Origin of the sequence: Paenibacillus sp. FSL W8-0186 (assembly GCF_037969765.1) — a bacterium.
Lineage (GTDB): Bacteria > Bacillota > Bacilli > Paenibacillales > Paenibacillaceae > Fontibacillus > Fontibacillus woosongensis.
Window position 1 is genome coordinate 2048477 of record NZ_CP150207.1, and the last position, 19130, is coordinate 2067606.

The 19130-nt window shown below is 51.6% G+C and carries 22 protein-coding genes; 15 read left to right on the forward strand and 7 right to left on the reverse strand.

Annotated elements, in window-relative coordinates; genetic code table 11:
* Positions 1–22: 22 nt before the first annotated feature.
* A complete protein-coding gene (locus MKX50_RS09025; RefSeq protein WP_339159231.1) occupies positions 23–817 on the forward strand; it encodes a Nif3-like dinuclear metal center hexameric protein in 795 nt (264 codons plus the stop codon).
* Positions 818–915: 98 nt separating this feature from the next.
* Here MKX50_RS09025 and MKX50_RS09030 read toward each other — a convergent pair whose 3' ends face one another.
* Both MKX50_RS09030 and MKX50_RS09035 read right to left on the reverse strand, forming a co-directional pair.
* A complete protein-coding gene (locus MKX50_RS09030) occupies positions 916–1833 on the reverse strand; it encodes a DsbA family protein (RefSeq protein ID WP_339159233.1) in 918 nt (305 codons plus the stop codon).
* Entirely contained in the window at positions 1830–2168 is a 339-nt protein-coding gene (locus tag MKX50_RS09035; RefSeq protein ID WP_213589462.1) for a helix-turn-helix domain-containing protein, read from the reverse strand. Before MKX50_RS09035 ends, MKX50_RS09030 begins: the two co-directional genes overlap by 4 nt.
* Before the next feature lie 160 nt (positions 2169–2328).
* Here MKX50_RS09035 and MKX50_RS09040 point away from each other — a divergent pair, with 160 nt between their 5' ends.
* Both MKX50_RS09040 and MKX50_RS09045 read left to right on the forward strand, forming a co-directional pair.
* A complete protein-coding gene (locus tag MKX50_RS09040; RefSeq protein WP_339159235.1) occupies positions 2329–4221 on the forward strand; it encodes a tetratricopeptide repeat protein in 1893 nt (630 codons plus the stop codon).
* A gap of 35 nt (positions 4222–4256) precedes the next feature.
* Entirely contained in the window at positions 4257–4868 is a 612-nt protein-coding gene (locus tag MKX50_RS09045; protein ID WP_339159237.1) for a DUF1266 domain-containing protein, read from the forward strand.
* 91 nt (positions 4869–4959) lie between these two features.
* On the opposite strand, the gene MKX50_RS09050 is transcribed toward MKX50_RS09045, so the two are convergent.
* On the reverse strand, positions 4960–5796 hold the full coding sequence (locus tag MKX50_RS09050; protein ID WP_213588891.1) for a patatin family protein: 837 nt from the start codon (positions 5794–5796) through the stop codon (positions 4960–4962).
* 76 nt (positions 5797–5872) lie between these two features.
* Positions 5873–6187 carry a DUF2642 domain-containing protein gene (locus MKX50_RS09055; RefSeq protein ID WP_213588890.1) on the reverse strand — a complete coding sequence of 105 codons (315 nt, stop codon included), beginning with the start codon at positions 6185–6187 and terminating at the stop codon, positions 5873–5875.
* A gap of 180 nt (positions 6188–6367) precedes the next feature.
* Between MKX50_RS09055 and MKX50_RS09060 the strand changes: the two genes are divergently transcribed.
* The 9 genes from MKX50_RS09060 to MKX50_RS09100 all read left to right on the forward strand — a co-directional run bounded on the left by MKX50_RS09060 (position 6368) and on the right by MKX50_RS09100 (position 11441).
* Entirely contained in the window at positions 6368–6655 is a 288-nt protein-coding gene (locus tag MKX50_RS09060) for a Dabb family protein (protein ID WP_213588889.1), read from the forward strand.
* A gap of 27 nt (positions 6656–6682) precedes the next feature.
* Positions 6683–7123 carry a HepT-like ribonuclease domain-containing protein gene (locus MKX50_RS09065; RefSeq protein ID WP_213588888.1) on the forward strand — a complete coding sequence of 147 codons (441 nt, stop codon included), beginning with the start codon at positions 6683–6685 and terminating at the stop codon, positions 7121–7123.
* 131 nt (positions 7124–7254) lie between these two features.
* A complete protein-coding gene (locus MKX50_RS09070) occupies positions 7255–7704 on the forward strand; it encodes a YtxH domain-containing protein (protein WP_213588887.1) in 450 nt (149 codons plus the stop codon).
* Positions 7705–7890: 186 nt separating this feature from the next.
* Positions 7891–8706, forward strand: a complete 816-nt coding sequence (racE, locus tag MKX50_RS09075; protein WP_213588886.1) for a glutamate racemase — start codon at positions 7891–7893, stop codon at positions 8704–8706.
* A gap of 136 nt (positions 8707–8842) precedes the next feature.
* Positions 8843–9478 carry a TraX family protein gene (locus MKX50_RS09080; protein ID WP_306422039.1) on the forward strand — a complete coding sequence of 212 codons (636 nt, stop codon included), beginning with the start codon at positions 8843–8845 and terminating at the stop codon, positions 9476–9478.
* Positions 9479–9519: 41 nt separating this feature from the next.
* Positions 9520–10443: a M14 family metallocarboxypeptidase gene (locus tag MKX50_RS09085; RefSeq protein WP_339159242.1), complete on the forward strand. Its 924-nt coding sequence runs from the start codon at positions 9520–9522 to the stop codon at positions 10441–10443.
* A 109-nt stretch (positions 10444–10552) separates the two neighbouring features.
* Positions 10553–10792 (forward strand): hypothetical protein, encoded by a 240-nt coding sequence (locus MKX50_RS09090; protein WP_213588884.1) that lies wholly within the window; start codon positions 10553–10555, stop codon positions 10790–10792.
* Positions 10793–10881: 89 nt separating this feature from the next.
* Positions 10882–11184, forward strand: a complete 303-nt coding sequence (locus tag MKX50_RS09095) for an iron-sulfur cluster assembly accessory protein (RefSeq protein ID WP_213588883.1) — start codon at positions 10882–10884, stop codon at positions 11182–11184.
* A 26-nt stretch (positions 11185–11210) separates the two neighbouring features.
* The gene (locus MKX50_RS09100) at positions 11211–11441 is read left to right on the forward strand and encodes a DUF1450 domain-containing protein (RefSeq protein WP_155609139.1); all 231 of its coding nucleotides are present in this window, start codon (positions 11211–11213) and stop codon (positions 11439–11441) included.
* Between the two features lie 107 nt (positions 11442–11548).
* On the opposite strand, the gene MKX50_RS09105 is transcribed toward MKX50_RS09100, so the two are convergent.
* The gene (locus tag MKX50_RS09105) at positions 11549–13543 is read right to left on the reverse strand and encodes an LTA synthase family protein (RefSeq protein ID WP_339159245.1); all 1995 of its coding nucleotides are present in this window, start codon (positions 13541–13543) and stop codon (positions 11549–11551) included.
* Positions 13544–13584: 41 nt separating this feature from the next.
* Complete coding sequence (locus MKX50_RS09110; protein WP_339159246.1) at positions 13585–14730, reverse strand: class I SAM-dependent RNA methyltransferase; 1146 nt, start codon at positions 14728–14730, stop codon at positions 13585–13587.
* A gap of 129 nt (positions 14731–14859) precedes the next feature.
* Here MKX50_RS09110 and MKX50_RS09115 point away from each other — a divergent pair, with 129 nt between their 5' ends.
* Positions 14860–15489, forward strand: coding sequence for a class I SAM-dependent methyltransferase (locus MKX50_RS09115; RefSeq protein ID WP_213588880.1), 630 nt, complete (start codon positions 14860–14862; stop codon positions 15487–15489).
* Positions 15490–15647: 158 nt separating this feature from the next.
* Here MKX50_RS09115 and MKX50_RS09120 read toward each other — a convergent pair whose 3' ends face one another.
* Positions 15648–16802 (reverse strand): MFS transporter, encoded by a 1155-nt coding sequence (locus tag MKX50_RS09120; protein WP_244996344.1) that lies wholly within the window; start codon positions 16800–16802, stop codon positions 15648–15650.
* Positions 16803–17091: 289 nt separating this feature from the next.
* On the opposite strand from MKX50_RS09120, the gene hemE reads away from it, so the two are divergent.
* Together hemE and hemH are read left to right on the forward strand one after the other, a co-directional pair.
* Positions 17092–18153, forward strand: a complete 1062-nt coding sequence (gene hemE, locus MKX50_RS09125; RefSeq protein ID WP_213588878.1) for a uroporphyrinogen decarboxylase — start codon at positions 17092–17094, stop codon at positions 18151–18153.
* A gap of 38 nt (positions 18154–18191) precedes the next feature.
* Positions 18192–19130 (forward strand): ferrochelatase, encoded by a 939-nt coding sequence (gene hemH, locus MKX50_RS09130; protein WP_213588877.1) that lies wholly within the window; start codon positions 18192–18194, stop codon positions 19128–19130.

The following is a 19130-nucleotide window of genomic DNA, read 5'->3' on the forward strand; positions in this document are numbered from 1 at the left end:
ATGTATGGAAGGAGGCATCCACTTGGCGATTACGATACAGCAGGTTTTGGATCAATTGACGGCGCCTGCGCCCGCTCTGGAGAATACGGTGGACAGGCTGCTAACGGGAGATCCGGGCACCTCCGTAACTGGAATTGGCATTACATTTATTCCAACGCAGCAGGTGATTCAGCAAGCCGCCGATTTGGGCATCAATTTATTGATTACTCATGAAGGCCCTTATTACAGCCATCATAGCCAGACGGATTGGCTGCAGGGGGATTCGGTCTACGCAGAGAAGCAGGGATTGATCGAAGCTTCGGGGCTCGCGATGTTCAGGCTCCATGACTATATTCACAAATATGAGCCGGACGGAATTACGGCTGGCTTAGTGCAGGCATTGGACTGGGAGGATTGTATTGATCGCATTCACCCGGCCTCAACGATCCTTGATCTGCCGGATATGACTGTAGCCGAGATTGCGGATCATTTGAAGCTGAAGCTGAATGTCCCATATGTCCGTGTTGTCGGGGATATGACGATGCGCTGCAGACGGACAGGGTTGCTGGTCGGGTATCGCGGCGGCGGCGCCAATGCGATTCCTTTATTTGTCCAAGAGAATCTGGATTTGATTATTGCCGGGGAGGGGCCGGAGTGGGAGACCCCCGAATACGTGCGAGACAGCTGGCAGCAGGGACGGTCTCGTGCCTTAATTATGCTCGGCCATGCCGAGAGCGAGGCGCCTGGCATGAAAGCTTTAGCGAAGCGGCTGGAAACGTGGTTTCCAGCAGTTCCGGTTCATTTCCTGGCGGAACAGCCGCTATATCAAATTGTGTGATCATCCATACGCCTTAATAGCAAAGACGGCGCCCGAGGTTTCCTCACGGCAGCCGTCTTTGTTTTTGTTTGCGCAAAAATGAATCCGCATGAGTTGAATTATTTGGATTCTACGTAAGTTTCTCCGACGATTTGCGAAAGTGAATACTTGTCCGCAGGGAGGGACTTTTCTAGAAACGTTGCCACTTCATGCTGCTCAAGATCGTACATGATTTCAATTTCTTTGGAGAATAAGCGCAGCTCTCTCATTAGAAGGGCTGCTACTTCCGGAACGGCGCGTACTTGCAGGGATTCTGCTTCCAGTACTTGGGACAGGGCCTTCACATAGTCTGCTAATGATCTGGCCCCGACGATTTTCACGCCCTTATTGTCACTATTGACCATAATGATCGTCGGGAAGCCTCGTACTCCAAGCGACCTGGACAGCTCGAAATCCTCCTCCAGCAAACTCTGTGCAGCCGGCACGGCGGCTTGGTCTACAATATCGGCTCCATTCAAGCCCATTTGGCTGACGATATCGGCAAGCACTTCGTCGGTTCCGATGTTTCGATTGAAGGCAAATACCGCTTCCCTCGCCCGCCGCAAAAACGTATCCGCCAGCTGCACATTCTGCTGCTGAATGATTTTGTATATGCGAGAGGGAATGTAAGAGGATTGTACAGGATTGTCCAGCCACAGCGAGCCGTCGATCGGCATGCGGGAATGCTCGCCCACTTCGCGCCAGTGGCCGGCTACATCCGCCGGACTTTGAATGCCGTTGCTGACATCGGCAAAGCCGTTCCAGCTCTCCAGCAATCCGCCCATTACCGTGTGAAACAGGAAATAATGTCCGTATTGCTCCTGAAAGCGTCTTAGTACGGGCTCAAGCGCCCAGCAGTGGGAGCAGATGGGATCGGTGACATAATACAGCTTCACTTTCTTCTCAGGCTCATTCAGATCGATAAGCTCCACCGTATCGTCGCCGGCTTCACCGCATACTCCTGTCTGTAAATCACACATCATATTCTGGTTTGTCATTTGTTTTCTTCCTCTTTTCCGTGTAGATTCTCATATTGCTGAGCCCATTTCTGGATAGGCGTTAACGCTGCCGTTAAAGCCCGGCCCTTCTCCGTCAAATCATATGAAATGGTAACCGCGGGGTTTGCCGTAATCTTTTTCTCGATTAAACCGTATTCGATCAGCTCGGCCAGCTTCAAGGACAAAGCCCTTGACGTGATGTCCGCTAAATCCCGCTTGATATCCGAGAAATGAGCGGAACCGTTTGCGCATAGCGACAGATAATGAAGGATCAATCCATTCCACTTCTTCCCAAGGATGCGGAAGGAATACTCTAGGTACGGGCAAACTTGAATAATTATCGCCTCCCTATGTGATGTGAGATATATTAATTATATCTACTGTAAAAAATAAAGCAAGTATAAAAAATATACATAAATTAATCGAGACTTGTGCTCGCTCCGATAAAATAAGGGGGATGTCCGAAAAATTTACATTTTCTTAGGGAGAGCGTTTATGACGGGATTTTTTATGACGATTTGGCAGCGGCTTGGCATTGAGCCTACAAATGATATCAAGGAAATTAAGCGGGCGTATGGCAAGCAGCTTCAGATTTATCATCCAGAGGAAGACGCCGAGGGGTATCAGGCGCTCCGTGAGGCATATGACCGGGCAATAAAGCTAGTTAATCAACGGATGGATCGTTCAGATGATCACATGCCTGTTCAAACCATAGAGCGAGACGAGCCAGAAGATCAAGAAGATCAAGAAGAACAGGAAGGCGATGAGAACGCGGCCGTTTTCATTTCTAGGCTCTCGCGTGATGCTGGGTTTGTTTTTTCGGAACCGGAGCTTTATGAATTTGGGGATTCCTCTGAAAGTGTCGATGAGTTCATAGCACAAGCAATCGCCATATATGACCATTTTCCAACCCGGATTTCAAGAGACGCATGGATTGAGCTGCTCAATTCCAAGATAGCTTGGGACATCTTTAGTAAAGATGAAATTAACAGGCGAATGTTCGAGGTACTAAAAGACCGCTGCTATTTGCCTCAAGAAGTGTGGCAGCTGCTGGAGGGCTTCTTTGGATGGAGACACGAGTTTACGGCACATTGGAAAGAGCAAGAATACGCTGGAGCCGATCCCTTCCTGGAGTACTATGACAAGCAGCTGGCCGAACCTGGGCTAAGTTATGAGTTTTTGTTAGGTGCGGGCAATATCGATTATGACCGATTTTTAAGCTGCCGGTATAAGGGCTTTCAAGCACTATTCGTCAATGATTTGAAGGAAGCAGGTAGATTTCTTGAAGAAGCCTACGGTCTCTTTGCCGATGATCCCGATCTGCTCCGTCTGCTGGGCGAATATTATTTGCGAAAGGGGAACGAGGAACAAGCGCTGCAGGCTTACGGGAGGCAGATCAGAGTCGTGCCGGATGAGATGGAGGGTTACCTTGCCCGGGCTCGCATCCTCTTCCGGCAAGGACAGTATGCCCAAGCTGTAGAGGACTATCAATGGGTGCTGTCTCGTGTACCCCACCTGATGGAAGCCAAGCTGTCGCTGGGCCATTGCTGGTTGAAGCTAGGCCAAGAAGACAGGGCCAGAACATATTATCTGGAGGTGGCAGAGCAGGCAGATCCCGCTTCTCTGGAGGCGGTACAGGCGCTGCAAGGATTGGCTCATGCTCACCCTGAACATGTAAGAAAGCTGTACAATGAACGGAAAGCAGCCCGGCGGGAGAAGTTCAAACAGAAATTTTCCTGGCTGCAGATCTGTGTGTTTGTATTGACGCTGCTCAGCTTAGGCTGGTATGTGCAATCCCTGATGATGGAGGCAAACGTTATGAAGACCGCTTCGGTTACCAGCCTTGATCAACTGGAGAATACACCAAAAAACAGCCATGTAGCCATAACTCTTACGGACGTATTGGACGTTGGTTTAGGCCTGTATGAACTGCAAATGGGCGAAATGAAGGGAACTACAATGATTCAGGGGAGATCCGCATCTGAGAAGAATTTGCAGTATTACGGCTTTGCCAAGCGCTATATTTACATTGGAAGCTTTGAAGGGCAGCACATCGTATTTCTATCGGAAAAATGGCTTGGGGACAGCGCATCGCTGCTGATGCGCCCCGTGACCATCACCGGATATGCCCGTATGCTGAAGTCCACGGATGTTGAGTCTGCCGTCTCTTTTTCACTTCTTAGTCTGCCCGCCGAAACCGAGAAGCCTTTAAAGCTTTATCCGAAATATATCGAAGAAGGTCCGCAGCTTCAGAACAAGTCTATGGTTGGCCGGGGCAATTCGTTGGCTTTTTATTTATTCCTATGTTTTGTAACTTGGGGTCTTCGTTTACATATGAAAAAGAAAAAAGCGTCGAAAGCTGCTTATTCGGAAAGGACAAGCCTATGATTAGAGCATTGAGAAGTCGGATTTTTTATTGTGCGATGACTGAAGCACTGTTTTTGAATGACCCGCTGAACGATCACAGCGTCGGGGGGTTGAATCGGCTCAGCGTGCTGTCCAGCCAATTGCTAGACAATTGGATGTATCATCACTATGGAATAAAGAGTTCAATAACTTGCGACAGAAAACTGAAATGGCTGCTGTACGAGGGATACAGATCAGAGTTCAGGCAGTTGAGGGATAGTCTGGCTGTCCTGCCAATGACGGAGCGCGACCTGTACATTGCCAGTCTTCCAGACTCCGATGAGTGGAAGAGCAAATTGAGGCGGGTTAGCCAGCTCATGCCTTATCTGGTCCGGCCGGGGATTGCGGCTTATGATTATGCATTATATCTGGCCGTCGCTCAATCCGGCGTCAGATTGGGTTATTTGGCTTTCAATGAAGCGCGGATCTTTTCCCGAGAAATTGCCAAGCTGGCTCAGAGCCAGTATGAGAGCTGGGACGAATATCATCTGGCCTGCATCGCCGGTATGCATTATCTTAGCGGCAACGATAAATCTCAAAAAAAGGATTACAGTACGTATATGCACGTGCGAATGCTGTCCCGAAGGCTCAGTCCCAGCAAGCGGATCAGTTGGCGAGCCAAATTGTAGAGCTCAGCATGAACAAAAGGCCATTAGAGAAGGCTTGATCACTAGATCAAGCCTTCTTCCAAATTATGCTTCGGAACCTATTCCCGCTTGCTTAATGGAACAGCTTGCGGATGTCTTTCATATGCTCCATCGCCAGGTCATAGCCATGCTGGCATGTATCGCGCAGCTTGCCGACGTTCTTCTCGAAGCTGTCCAGCGGCACCTTCGGACGGATAATGATCGCTTGGCCCTCTTGCTCCAATCGCTCGCAATAGGCGACCGTCTCATTATAACGTTCATGCCTCGTCAGCAATATTTCCTCCAGCAGCGGGTATTTCCGTCTTAATAATCTGGCGACCGCTGCATTTTGCTTGCTGAATGTTTTAACATATCCCTTCGGCTGAGTCAGAATGATTAAATGCTTCTCATTTCCGTCCTCGACGGCCTTGCGGATCGGAATCGGGTCGGTTAACCCGCCGTCATAGTATTTGGCGCCGTTCATTTCAATTGCCGGAAAAAACATGGGAATGGCACAGGTAGCCCTGAGCATGGTCATTGCTTCGTCAATTTGCAGACCATCCATATATTCCGGCCGGCCGGTTAGCGCGTTGGTAACTCCGACAAGCAGCTTGCCCTCATAGCTGTTGAACGTTTCCATATCGAAAGGGATCAGCTGGCCTGGAATTTCGCCAAAGATGAAATCCAGCCCGAATAAGCTGCGATGGCGCAGAAAATTACGGTATCCAATGTAGCGGGGATCGTTGCGGTACTGCTCCACGATTTCCAGGTTCCTTCGTTTCTGCTTGGATATATAGGAAAATCCATTGCTGATTCCGGCGGATACTCCAATGCAATAAGGGAACATCATTTCCTCGTCCAGCAGCGCATCCATGACGCCCGCGCTGAAAATCGGGCGCAGAGTTCCCCCTTCCAATATTAAGCTTGGCACTTCAACTCACCTCATTAGGGACATATAGGATGAAATCACAGGAATAAACACTTCTATTTATAGTTTAATGTCGGAGCTATTTATTATCAAACGTAACGGATATGATTTTTGCGGCGGGAATGAAGACAAGCCTTCTGTTTGTATCGCGGATTTCAAAATTGTCGCTATGAACAGCAACCAGCGTTCCAGGAATGGTTAAGCTCATAGTCTGAATGGCAAGAGACTCACCGGCGAATTTGCTGAGCCGTTCCACCGTCTCGGAATCGGGGAATGTAGCTGCGGCGAGCAGGCTTTCCAAATGCTCAACCCGCTGCTTCAACAGCTCTAGCCCAGCATGCAGCAGGCGGAGCTCCAGCTTGCGCCGTTTGAACAAGCGGCCGAAGATGCCCATCACGGATTCCTCCTTGCTGAATATGATGTGAATCGCAATATATCGTATGCTCGATAGATTCATAGAGTTTGGACAAGTGTGCTGCCAGCAGGGTAAAGTTATTTTAAGATATTAGTACGTGTAAAAATGCGGTATGATAGATATACTGATCGTTATTAATTTTTAAGGAGAGAGCAGGCTATGATTAAACATATTGTATTGTTCAAGCTAAAGGATTCTTCGCCGGAGAGCATTGAGAGAACGGCTGGCGTTCTTCGCGATATGGAAGGAAAGATCGAGCAGCTTCGCAGCATTGAGGTAGGGATCGACGTCGTCAAGTCTCCGCGTTCTTACGATATAGCGCTGGTTACCACATTTGATTCCCTTGAGGATCTGCAGGGCTATCAGGTACACCCTGTGCATAAGAAAGTGATCGAGCATATGGCGGAAGCCAGAGAGAGCCAGGTTGCTGTTGATTTTGAATTCTAGAACGGCACGTGGAAGGAGGAGACTTTCGTGTATTACGTTAATCGGGAACAAATCGAGCGCAGATTACATATGCTGCCGGAAATTGTACAGGTTCTGAATTCATCGGATATGTTAGAGGCTCAGAATTCAGGGCTTTTGGAACGTTACGCCATAGAGAGAGCGCTTCATCTGGCGCTGGAAATCGTTACGGACGTAGGGAGCTATTTAATCGATGGCTTTATTATGCGGGATGCAAGCAGTTATGAGGACATCATCGATATTATGCTGGACGAGAAAGTGGTGGACGCGGGCTTGCATGCTGTTTTGATCGAGCTGGTGCGTCTGCGCAAGCCGCTGGTGCAGGAGTATTTTGCCGTCGACCGCGTTGCAGTTACAGGGCTCTTGAAGCAATTGAAGGAAGCAGAAGCGCTTACTGTCTTTGCTGAACGCGTTCGTGCATATTTGGATCAGGAAGGAATCGAGAGCTGATCGGCTTGCAGGAAATTATCCAAAATGTCCTCTTCACGTTGTGTCGAAACAAGCATCTGCTGCTTATAATGAATTAACTATATAGGCATTAGCCCTGATGTACGGGCGTGCCGCATAAGGAGAGATGTATCGTGAGCAAAGGAAACAAAGGATGGATATGGGGCGCAGCCATCGGTACGATTGTCGGTTCGGTTACGGCGCTGCTGCTTGCTCCCAAGCCGGGGAAAGAGCTCCGCAAGGATATTGCCGACGGGGCGCGTCAGGTCGGAGAGAAAACAGGCGAGATTGCCGGCAAGGTTACTGAACAGAGCGTTCATTTGGCCGAGATTGTAAAGGAAACCGCCGGAAATCTCATTCATGACATTCAGGCCTGGCGTGAGAGCAAGGGCGAGGAAGAAAGCACGGACGAAGGCAAGGAAGTGCAGATTTCCGCATTACCTGGGGAGAACGAAACCGAAGAAGCGGAAGCGTTCGCAGCTGCAGCCATCGAAGCCGAAGCAAGCGAAGCTGCTGAAATGATCGAAGCTACCGAGCAGACGGCCGTGGTTGAGAATGAGGATAAGGATAAAATCCAAGCATAATCGAATCGCCGAATATGATGAAGAAAAGGACCCTGCAGGGTCTTTTTTCTCGCATTTAGCAGGACAGGCTCCCGTGTTCGTTCCTTGTCACGTTCTCGTGGCATGAGGTAATATTAATTAGTACACTTTAGGATGAACGGTCATAAAGTAACGTAAAGCATCTAAACTATAATAAAAGGAAGCGGTATGTTCGTGCAGCAAGCCATCGCAATATTAGACTCGGGAGTGGGCGGTCTTACCGTGGCCAAAGAAGTCATGAGACAGCTCCCCAGAGAGAAAATCATCTATTTCGGGGATACCGCCCGGTCTCCATACGGGCCCCGGTCTCCGGAAGAGGTCACTTTGTTTACCGAGCAGATCGTGGACTATTTGATTCAATTCAATCCGAAAATGATTGTCATCGCGTGCAACACTGCAACAGCAGCTGCACTAGAGCACATTAAGAAAAAGGTGAGCATCCCGGTCATCGGGGTAATACATCCTGGGGCAAGGGCTGCGATCAGCGCCACGAAGACGGGCCGGGTCGGGGTCATCGGTACGGTCGGCACGATTAATAGCGGGGCGTATATCACGGCTTTGAAGGAGCTCAATCCCGTGATCGACGTGGAGAGTGAAGCGTGCCCGGATTTCGCTCCCCTTGTGGAGAAGGGGCAGTTCGAGACGCCGGAGGCACAGCTGGTCGTGGAGCATTCACTGCAGGAAATGAAGCAGCATCCGATCGATTGCCTGATCCTTGGATGCACGCACTATCCGTTCCTGAAGCGTTCGATTCAGGCGGTCATGGGGCCGAAGGTGAAGCTGATCAGTTCCGCAGACGAAACCGCGCGCGAGATCAGCACCGTGCTGTATCAGAAAGGGCAGCTGGCCCGGGGCAATGAAATTCCGATTCATCAGTTTTTTTGCAGCGGGGATTCTGAAATGTTCAATAAAATCGCCCGCCAGTGGCTGGGGGAGCAGATCGAGCTTACCCCCATCGTATGGCAGGTTTCCACGCCTTCCTAAGCTGGAAAATGCGAACAACCTTTGCCGGCAGGAGTTATCCGGCAAAGGTTGTTTTTGTGTAGCCCGCTCATAAGCCAAGCCTAATGTGAGCCATATTGAAACAATAGACCATCACTAAAATGGATGAAGGAGGATTATGATGCAGCTGCTCGCCATGTTGACGATGCTGATCGATCATGTAGGACTGCTCTTTTTTCCCGATCAGCCCCTCTGGAGAATTATAGGCCGAATCGCATTTCCCCTATATGCTTACGCTTTGGCGCTAGGGCATCGCCATACATCCTCGCGCGGCAAATACGTGCTCCGGCTGCTCGGTATCGCGGCGTTGTCGCAAATTCCGTATCAACTGGCTTTCGAAACGAATGAATTGAATGTCGTTTTCTCGCTTTGCGCAGCGGCGATCCTGCTTCGTGTGCTCGACGGGCTGTCTCCAGGCTGGATATCCTACGCGCTGATTGCCCTGGTTTGCGCGCTGTTCGAGGTGTTCCCTTTCGAATATGGGGCATATGGACTGCTTCTCATGCTTATATTCAATTATATGAAGCCCGGTCCGATGCTCGTCGGAATGCATTTATTATTGAACTTGGCTGCGCTGTTTGCTTACGGCTGGGTCATCCAGCTCTTTAGCATCATTCCGACGATGATCATTGCGTACGGGCCGAATTTATGGAGAAGGCTTGAGTCGTGGCGGATGCCTCGCTGGCTCTGGAGAACGTTCTACCCGGCGCACTTGGCCGTGCTTGCCGTGATCGTTCATCTTATTGGCGAGTAGCTGTTGCCCACTCAGCGCTCAATAAAGGAGGAATAGAGGTGTTGGCGTCAGTAAGCAATGGCCAGGAGCCTATCGTGCGCATCCATAAAGGATACCGCTATGAGGACGGGATAGCCCACATTAGACAGCTGCAAGGACGTTACGGCTGCCTGAGGCGCGTGGAGGTTGGCAAAAGCGTGCTCGGCAAATCCATCGATGCACTCGTGCTAGGAAGCGGGGAGGAGTGCGTTCATGTGAATGCCTCGGTTCATGCCAATGAGTGGATTACGACGCCGCTGCTGCTCCGCTTCATCGAAGAGCTGGCGGCTGAGCTGGAATCTTCATCCGGCAGGGGAGATGCCGGCAGCCTGACCGAGGATCTGCTGGGCCGGATAACGCTATGGGCGGTGCCGATGGTCAATCCAGACGGCATAAATTTGTCGCAGGATGGTTTATGGCCGGAATGTCCCTATAGGGAGCACCTGTTATCGTGGAACAGCGGTGTGGAAGACTTCAGCCGCTGGAAGGCGAATATCCGCGGCGTCGATCTTAACGATCAATTTCCCGCGGGCTGGGAGGAGGAACGAGCCCGGCGCAGTACAGGCGGCCCAGCCTCCCAGGACTACGGGGGAAGCGCGCCGCTAAGCGAGCCGGAAGCCGCCGCGCTCGCCAGCCTGACGCGAAGGCTGCGGTTCAGCAGAGTAGCGTCGCTGCATACCCAGGGGCGTGAAATCTATTGGAATTACCGGGATCTGGAGCCGGATGGCTCCGAAGCTTTAGCCAGCAGGTTAGCCGAAGCCAGCGGATATAGGGCGGTGAAGCTTACAGGCAGCGATGCAGGTTATAAAGACTGGTTCATTAGCGAATTTCGCCGTCCCGGATTTACGATCGAAGCGGGGGTTGGCGTCAACCCGCTGCCGGCAGGGCAATTTGAGGCGATTTATGGAGAAATCAAGCCGCTGTTGACCGAGTTTATCCGGGGGTAATCCCCGGATTTGCTTTTTTAAATGGCGTAAATTAGGGTATTGTAATGAATAAGCCATACCGGCCATAATGAATGATAAGGCGATAGTGCAAAGAGGAGGGGAAGCAGCTGTGAAATGGAGAAGATTGTGGTCGCTCCGGCATTGGTCGCATATATTCCGCCGTGTTCCAAGGCTGCTTGCGTCATCGCGGGTTCCTGTATTGGACAAGCTGCTGCTGATCGTTCCAGCCCTGGCCTATTGGGTGCTGCCGGATGTATTGCCGTTTATTCCGATAGACGATATGGCCGTGACGATGCTGCTGATGGACTGGTTCGTCGGGAGAGCCGAACGCAAGCATCCGCTGACTTAAACAGGCAGAGGGGATACATGCTTGCGTGAACCGTTGACATTCTTTACAATAGGAATGTTAGATAGTCATAAGAAGATAGGAGCGATCATATGAGCGTAAAAATTACCCGCAATGCGGCGAAGGTGATAAAGAGGGAATTGGATAAAGAAGAGAACAAGGGTCTTGCGCTGAAAGTGTTCATCACTCATGCTCATGGGGATCACGCCCATTACGGACTCGATTTGGTCAAGCCTGCCGAGACGGACCAAATCGTGGCTACGGACAAAGAAATCGACGTCGTTATTGATCTGAACGAACCGCTTCTTGAAGGCGTGAAGATCGACTATCTATATTTTCCGGAGGAAGGCTTCGTGATTACGAATCCATCCAAAGGAAATCACGGTGATCACTAGCACTTTGAAAGAAGAAGGGATTCAGCATGGCTAATGACATTCGCATATGCGATAAATGCAATCATATACGGATGAAGACGTTTGTGCCCAAGCTGCAGAAGCTGGCTCCGGACGCGGAGATTAAGGTTGGCTGCAAATCTTATTGCGGCCCATGCGGGAAGCGGGCGTTCGTATACATTAACGGACGCTACATCAGCGCTCCGACCGAAGACGAGGTATTGACCAAGGCGGCTCCTTTCGTGAAGAAGCCCAAATAAAGCGTTTGAAACCGAACAAAGAAGAGCTGCTTATTTCTCTTGCGAGATAAGCAGCTCTTCTTTGCGTTGCGGCAGGGAGCAGGATGCAAGGATCAACGAGGATCAACTTAGCGATACTCCCGGAGCAGATTGTACTGGATGACCCGGTCTGATATGGACAGGCGCAGTTTCGCTTCTTCATAGCCCCGGCGGCACTGCTCTAGATCCGTCAGCTCTCTAGTGTCGAGGCTGTAGCATTCCCCGTGCTCGAACAGGCCATCGGCGGAAGGAGTGTAGTACACGCGCCCGTCGGTAAATGCCCCCGAGCGCAGCGCGACGAAGCGTTCTCCGCTTCCAAATAAATCGTTGCCCATCATGTAATACGAACCGGTCTCAATTCCGAGCAGATGAAGAAGGGAGGGCGCCATATCCAGCTGTCCTGCTGGCTCCTGGTAGACGCCGGCTTGTCCGTTGTCCGGCAGATGAATAACAAGGGGCACCTGATTCATGATCTGATGCATGTCGAACTCTGACAATGATCTGCCCAGGAACTGCTCATAAGGCTCTTTATCCTTAAGCGAATTATCATGATCCCCGTATACATACAGAATCGTATGATCCCATATTCCTTTCTGCTTCATTCCTTCGATGAGCTGTCCTAAGGCTTCATCGGCATAGTGAACGGATTCTAGATAGCTGCCGAAAAGGGTTCCCTGGAATTCTCCGACATCTAGCTTGCGTTCTGAGGCCGGCAGCTGATAGGGGTGATGGCTTGTCAGAGTTACTAGAAAGGCATAGAATGGCTGCCGGCTCTCCCGCGTCATGAAATCGAGCGACTGGCGGAAGAAGGATTTGTCGCCAAGCGACCAGCCGAGCGGTTCATCCATCATGTAATGCTGTTTGTTATAGAAATGATCATAGCCCATCGCCTTGTACATGGCATTGCGGTTCCAGAAGCTGCCTTCGTACGCATGGTAAGCCCCTGTCTCATAGCCGTGTTCGCCTAGTATTTGCGGGAGCATATCGTAATTGTGATTCGGAAAGCGGACGAAGACTGAACCCGTAGGCAGCGGGTGCAGGGAGCTGTTCGAGGAAAAATCAGCATCCGAGGTACGCCCTTGTCCTGTCTGATGATAATAGCTAGCAAAGTACATGCTGTCCTTTATGAGCTGGTTGAGATGAGGCGTGATTTCCTCTCCGCCGATCTGTTTCCCAATCACGAAATTCATCAGGGCTTCCACCTGAACGACGATGACATTGCTGTTCTTATAAGCAGCAAAAGTATCGTTATGTGCCTTGCGCTTCTCTGCGGCTTCGCGGAACCAGCGCTGGATTTCCTTGTGTTCTTCTGCGGTTAGCGCAGGCTTGCTGCTCAGATGCTCCTTGGCGTAGCGGTACGCATCGTAATAATGGAACCCGAGCAGCCCGGTGATATTATATAACGACAAATTCCACCAGTTGCCCGTAAACAACTCGCCGGCCCAGGTGTTCTTGTAATGTTGGATCGGCCCGATCGTCAGGACATATCCAAGCACAAAGGCCAACAGTCCCGTAAGCAGACGGCTCATTGGACGCTCTTTGCCTTGTGCAGCGGAAGCGCCGGTTTCGCGTTCACCGTCCTGCGGTAGACGCTCAGATTTGAGCCGCCGGAGAAGCAGCCAGGCACCTAGTATGACGACTGCAATGAGCCAGTCGGCGGCAAGCCACAGGTCGCTTGGGAGGAGCAGAGAGGAGATGCTCTCGCCAAGTTCACCGACCTGGCCCGCCTGAAGCAGGACGGGGACCGTGATAAAGTCACGGAAGTACCGATAATACACAAGATCGGCGAAAATAACGCCCGTAAGCAGGACATTCAGCAGCGCGAGGGCTGCCGTACGGGCACGGGTGCTCAGCCATAGCGTCCAGAAGGAGGCAAGGATCAGCGACCCGATCGCGATGAGGTTATCCAGCCGGTTCATATCAATATTGTTCGCATTTAAGTTGTGATGCAGATAGCGGAGCTTCCAGAACAAGGCGAAGACGAATAAAGGATATTCGAGATGGCGATAGCGCAAAATGCCCGGAATCAGCCGCCATAGACGCTTGCAGCCGAATTTCGATGAATGGCCTGGATGCTTCGGCACAGATCTTCAACTCCTTTCAAAGGGAAACCCCTTCCCGGGCATTAATGCCGCGGAGGAAGGGGACCCAGAAATTGCAGATATTGGCACTCGATTCGGCCGTTGAACAGCTTGCGGCGTTTGTCTGCCTTGCGCTGAAAATCATGCTCGAATTGCTTGGTAGGCGTGAGCGCAAAGAACGACCAGGTCGGAAGCCCGGCTGCCACCCGGCCAAGCTGGGAAATCAGCTTGCGGACTTCCTTCTCCTCACCGATCCGCTCGCCGTACGGCGGGTTCGTGATCAGGCAGCCGTAGTCTCCCTGAGGCTGTATTCTGGCTGCTGGCAGAACCTCAAAAGTGATCTCCTTGCCGAGCCCGGCGCTCTTGGCGGCAGCCGTGGCTATCTCGATCGCTTTCGGATCAATGTCGCTGCCGGCGATATTCAGCGGGATATCATCCTGTACCGCGTCGAACGCTTCTTCGCGCGCCTGCTGCCACAGTTCCTCGGGAAGGATTGGCCACCCCTCGGCATTGAAGGAACGGCGCAGCCCAGGGGCGATATTCCAGCCGATCATCGCGGCTTCAATCGGCAGCGTCCCTGATCCGCAGCAAGGGTCATAGAATGGGCGCGACGGATTTTGATTCCAGCGGCTGAGCAAAATCATGGCGGCAGCCATGGTCTCCTTCAGAGGAGCTTCGGTCGCCAGTTTGCGGTAGCCGCGTTTATGCAATGCCGGTCCGGTCGTATCGAGCGTCAGCAGCGCTATGTCATTCAGCAGATTGATTTCAATGACGTAGCGCGGTCCAGTTTCCTCGAACCATTCGGTGCGGTAGGATTCCTTGAGCTTCTCGACAATCGCTTTTTTGACAATTCCCTGGCACGCGGGAACGCTGCTTAACTGGGATTTGTGGGAACGGCCTTCGACGGGGAACTCGCCGTGGGCCGGAATCCAGTCCTGCCAAGGGAGCGCCTTTGTTCCTTCGAACAGCTCATCGAATGTGACCGCAGAGAATTCACCCATTTTGATCAGCACGCGATCTGACGTGCGCAGCCATAAGTTGCAGCGGCAAATGTCGATGAAATCTCCGGTAAAATTCACTCGCCCGTTCTCAACCTTCGTATCTTCGTACCCCAGTTCTTTGAGCTCCCTAGCCACGACGGCTTCGAGTCCCATGGGGGAGGTCGCGATTAATTGCAGTGGACCTGGCATATGAATATATCACTCCGTTTTGTCAGTTGTAGTCATCGTCTAAAAACCATACAATTCAGTATAGGACAATGTCAATGAAGATACAAACAGATTCGGCAAGAATTCAGCTGAGAGGAGCAATCTGAATTTATGTTAACCCCTGAACAATACAGCGAGGAATTATACGCTGAGGATGAGCAGTTGAATAAAGTGAAGCAATCGATTGAAGACAGCGGGATCAGGGACGTATCGGTCGTCCCGGGCTACGGCAGGCTGCTGACCTTGCTGGTTAAGTCCTCCGGGGCCAAGTCGGCTCTGGAAATCGGCGCGCTGGGCGGATACAGCGGGATTTGCCTGGCGAGAGGACTTTCCGAGGGAGGCAAGCTGGTGTCCTTAGAGCTGAAGGAAGAGAATGCGGCTTTGGCCCGCAGCAATATGTCGGCAGCTGGTTATGGAGAAATCGTGGACTACCGGGTCGGCCCGGCCCTGGACAGCCTGATCGAGCTGGAGCGGCAGGGGCAGCGGTTCGACTTCTTTTTTATCGATGCAGACAAAGAGAATTACCCGGTATATCTGGAATATGCAATCAAATTGGCTCTACCCGGAGCGATCATCGCCGGGGACAACACGCTGCTGCGCGGCCGTACCCTGAACCCGGACAAAAACGGCCCTGCCGTACTTGCCATGCGCAAGTTCAATGAAATGATTGCCCGGGACGAACGTCTCCTAAGCACCTTTTTACCGGCCTTTGACGGTCTAGCTCTAGCGCTGGTTAAATAGCAAGTGTTTATTTTGCATACATGGTGAATTTGTAATGTAAAAAGAAATAACCTCGCCAAAGCGGCGAGGTTATTTCTATTCCTAATCGAATAGCCAGAATGCCGGACGGGCCGCTTAAGCCCTTCTTCCGGAGCTTCCACACAGGTGAAACACCGCCTTCAGCCTTGTTTCAAGGAGCCCAGCTTCGGCTTCGAGTACAGTTTCAGGCGGACCCAGACGGTGTTGCATAAGAGAAGCACGCCGGAAATGATGAAGATGCCCTCAATGCCAATATAGCCGGACAAAAAGCCTCCGATCAAAGCGCCAAGCATGTTCCCCAGCGCGAGCGTGCTGCTGTTGAAGCCGAAAGCCCGGCTCTCCATGCCGTCGGGCGTATAATGCCGGATGAGTGCGTTAACGCTGGGCAGAAGGCCGCCCATGAATATCCCCAGCAGGAAGCGGACGATGATCAGCTGCCAGACGCTTTGCACGAAGGCCTGAGGAATCAGCGTTGCGGCGGCTCCGATCAGGCAGTACGTCAAAATGCGGTGCGCCCCGATTTTGTCGCTGACTCTGCCCAGGACGGGCGAGGTAATCATGTTCGATATGCCGGTAGCGGCGGTGACCATGCCTGCCCAGAACGGCACGTTAGCGGCGATGCCGTGTAAATGCTCCACATATATCGGCAGAAGCGACATCGGGCTTAACATGGCGAATTGCAGCAGGAAGGTTACTGCGAACAGCGCTGTGAGCTGAGGCGTTTTGTTCAGCTCCATGAACCCCTGCAAAATGGAGATTTGCGGGACATGAGCCGCTTCCTCGCGATCGAAGCTTTCACGAACAAACAGCATGGCGAGGACAGAGGCAATGAACAGCAGGATGCCCGTAATATAGAATATTGGCCGGAATCCGACCCATTCGGCCAGCAGGCCGCCGATCAGCGGACCGAGTATCGTCCCGGCAACGATCCCCGACTGCACCACGCCCATGGCAAAGCCCATCCGCTCCTTGGGCGCGGTTCCCGAGACGAGTGCGACCGCGGCGGGATTGAATCCCGATATCGTTCCGTTCAGCATGCGCAGAGCCAGTAAATGCCAGGGCTGCGTAGCGAAGCCCATCAATGTGATGACGATGGCCATCCCGAAGCCGGAGCGCAGCAGCATGATTTTGCGGCCGTAGCGATCGGCGAGCTTGCCCCAAATCGGCTGAAAAATAAATGCCGTGGCAAAGTTCGCGGCAAAAATCGATCCTGCCCAGAAACCGATGGCTTGCTCGCCCTGCACATTCAAATCCCTTGCGAGGTATAGAGACAGAAACGGAGTGATCATGGTCATGCCTGCGTTGACGAGGAACTGACCGAACCAAAGCACAAGGACGTTCACTTTCCAAGTATTGTCCTTCACTTGTTCTCACATCCTTTCTCTTTCCGTACGGTCTAGTTGCACCTCATTTGTACCTCATTATTGTGTTCAAACTTATCCAATTATATCATAATGACGGCATCGGCCTGATTAAGGATGTCATAGTATTGTCATCGGATGCTGAAGTGTGACAGTTGTTACTTACTTTTAAAAGGGGCATAATGTAATTTAGGGAAATTTTAAATATTGGGGGCTTGCTTACATGAGTTACAATGACCGGTTTATTCGTGCCTGTCTCAGACAGGAAGTTGATCGTGCTCCTGTTTGGTACATGCGACAGGCGGGAAGATACGATCCGGAGTACCGCAAGATCAAGGAAAAGTACAGCTTGCTTGAAATTTGCCTTCAGCCCGAGCTGGCCGCTGAAGTAACGCTTATGCCTGTCAAAAAGCTAGGCGTGGACGCTGCCATTTTATATTCAGATATTATGAATCCAGTTGCTTCTATTGGTATTGATTTTGATATCGTCAAGGATGTTGGTCCGGTTATCCATAATCCGATTCGGACGAAAGCCGATATTGACCGGCTGAAGCCGATTGATGTCGAGAACGATTTGTCCCACATTTTGAAGACGATCTCGATCCTGGACAAAGAGCTGGACGTTCCGCTGATTACGTTTGCCGGAGCGCCGTTTACGCTCGCCAGCTACTTGATCGAAGGCCGTCCATCCAAAAATTACATCCGCACAAAAAGCCTGATGTACGGCGAGCCGCAGCTTTGGCATAATCTGATGGAGAAGCTCGGCGATATGGTGATCACCTATTTGCGCGCCCATATCAAGAATGGAGGCAAGGCATTTCAGGTGTTCGACAGCTGGGTAGGCGCATTGTCGGCCAAGGATTTTGAAATCTATGTCCTGCCGACGATTAAACGTATTTTTACCGAGCTTCGGGATCTGGATGTTCCGAAAATTTATTTTCCAGGCGTAAGCTCGGGAGAACTGCTGCCGACATTGCCGGGTCTTGAGGCTGATGTCATTGGCGTGGACTGGCGCGTTCCGATTCGCGAAGGCCGCCTTCGGACGGGCGGGAAGTATGCCATCCAAGGCAATTTAGATCCTTTAGTATTAACCGCGCCTATGGAAGTTATTAAGGAATATGCCCGGGAAATCATCGATCAGGGCGTCGAATCGCCAGGATTCATTTTCAATCTGGGTCATGGGCTGTTCCCCGAAGCATCACTGGACAAGCTCCGCGAGCTAACAGAGTACGTTCATGAATACTCTGCCGAAGCGATCGCCCGTCAGAAACAACAGACGGTATAATTCCAATTTAGAAGACAAAGACAGAGGTGAAGAGAGTCATGAACAAAATTGGTGTATTGGTAATGTCATACGGAACGCCGGAGAGCCTGGACCAGGTAGAGGCCTATTACACGCATATCCGACGGGGGAATCCGCCTACGGAGGAACAGCTAAAAGAGCTTAAAGACCGCTACGAAGCGATCGTGGGAGGCGTGTTTCCTCTTCGGGCCAACACAGACAGCCAGGTCGCAGCCCTACAGGAGACGCTGGATCGGCTCAATCCGGACAAAGGGCTACAATTCGTATGCTATCAAGGCTTGAAGCATGCGCGCCCATTTATCGAGGATGGTGTAGCCAAAATGGCTGAAGACGGAATTACGGAAGCGGTCGGCATCGTCCTGGCCCCCCATTATTCCGTGATGAGCGTTGGCGGCTATATCAAGCGTGCTCAGGCCAAGGCCGAGGAATGCGGCCTGAAAATGAAGTTTATCGAGAGCTATCACCTTCATCCGAAGCTGATTCAGGCCTTTGCCGAACGCGTATCCGCCAAGCTGGATTTGTTCGAGGAGGCGGGAGCCGAGCGGAGCAAGGTCAAGGTATTGTTCAGCGCGCACAGCCTGCCGGAGAAAATCCTGGCCATGGGCGATCCTTACCAGGATCAGCTTCTGGCGACCTCCGCCGCCGTTGCGGAGAAGGCAGGGGCAGGCTCCTGGCAGTTTACTTGGCAAAGCGCGGGTCGTACCGCTGTGCCTTGGCTTGGGCCGGATATTCTCGATACGCTCCGCACCCTTAGCCAGGAGCAGGTCGAGGATGTGCTCGTAGCGCCGGTCGGTTTCGTATCCGACCACCTCGAGATACTGTACGATCTGGATATCGAAGCGAAGGCTATCGCCAAGGAGCTCGACATCCGGCTGGAACGGATTGATTCTTTAAATACCGATCCGTTATACATGGAGACATTAAGTGAGGTCATCCTTAACACTCAGGCAAAGGAATGA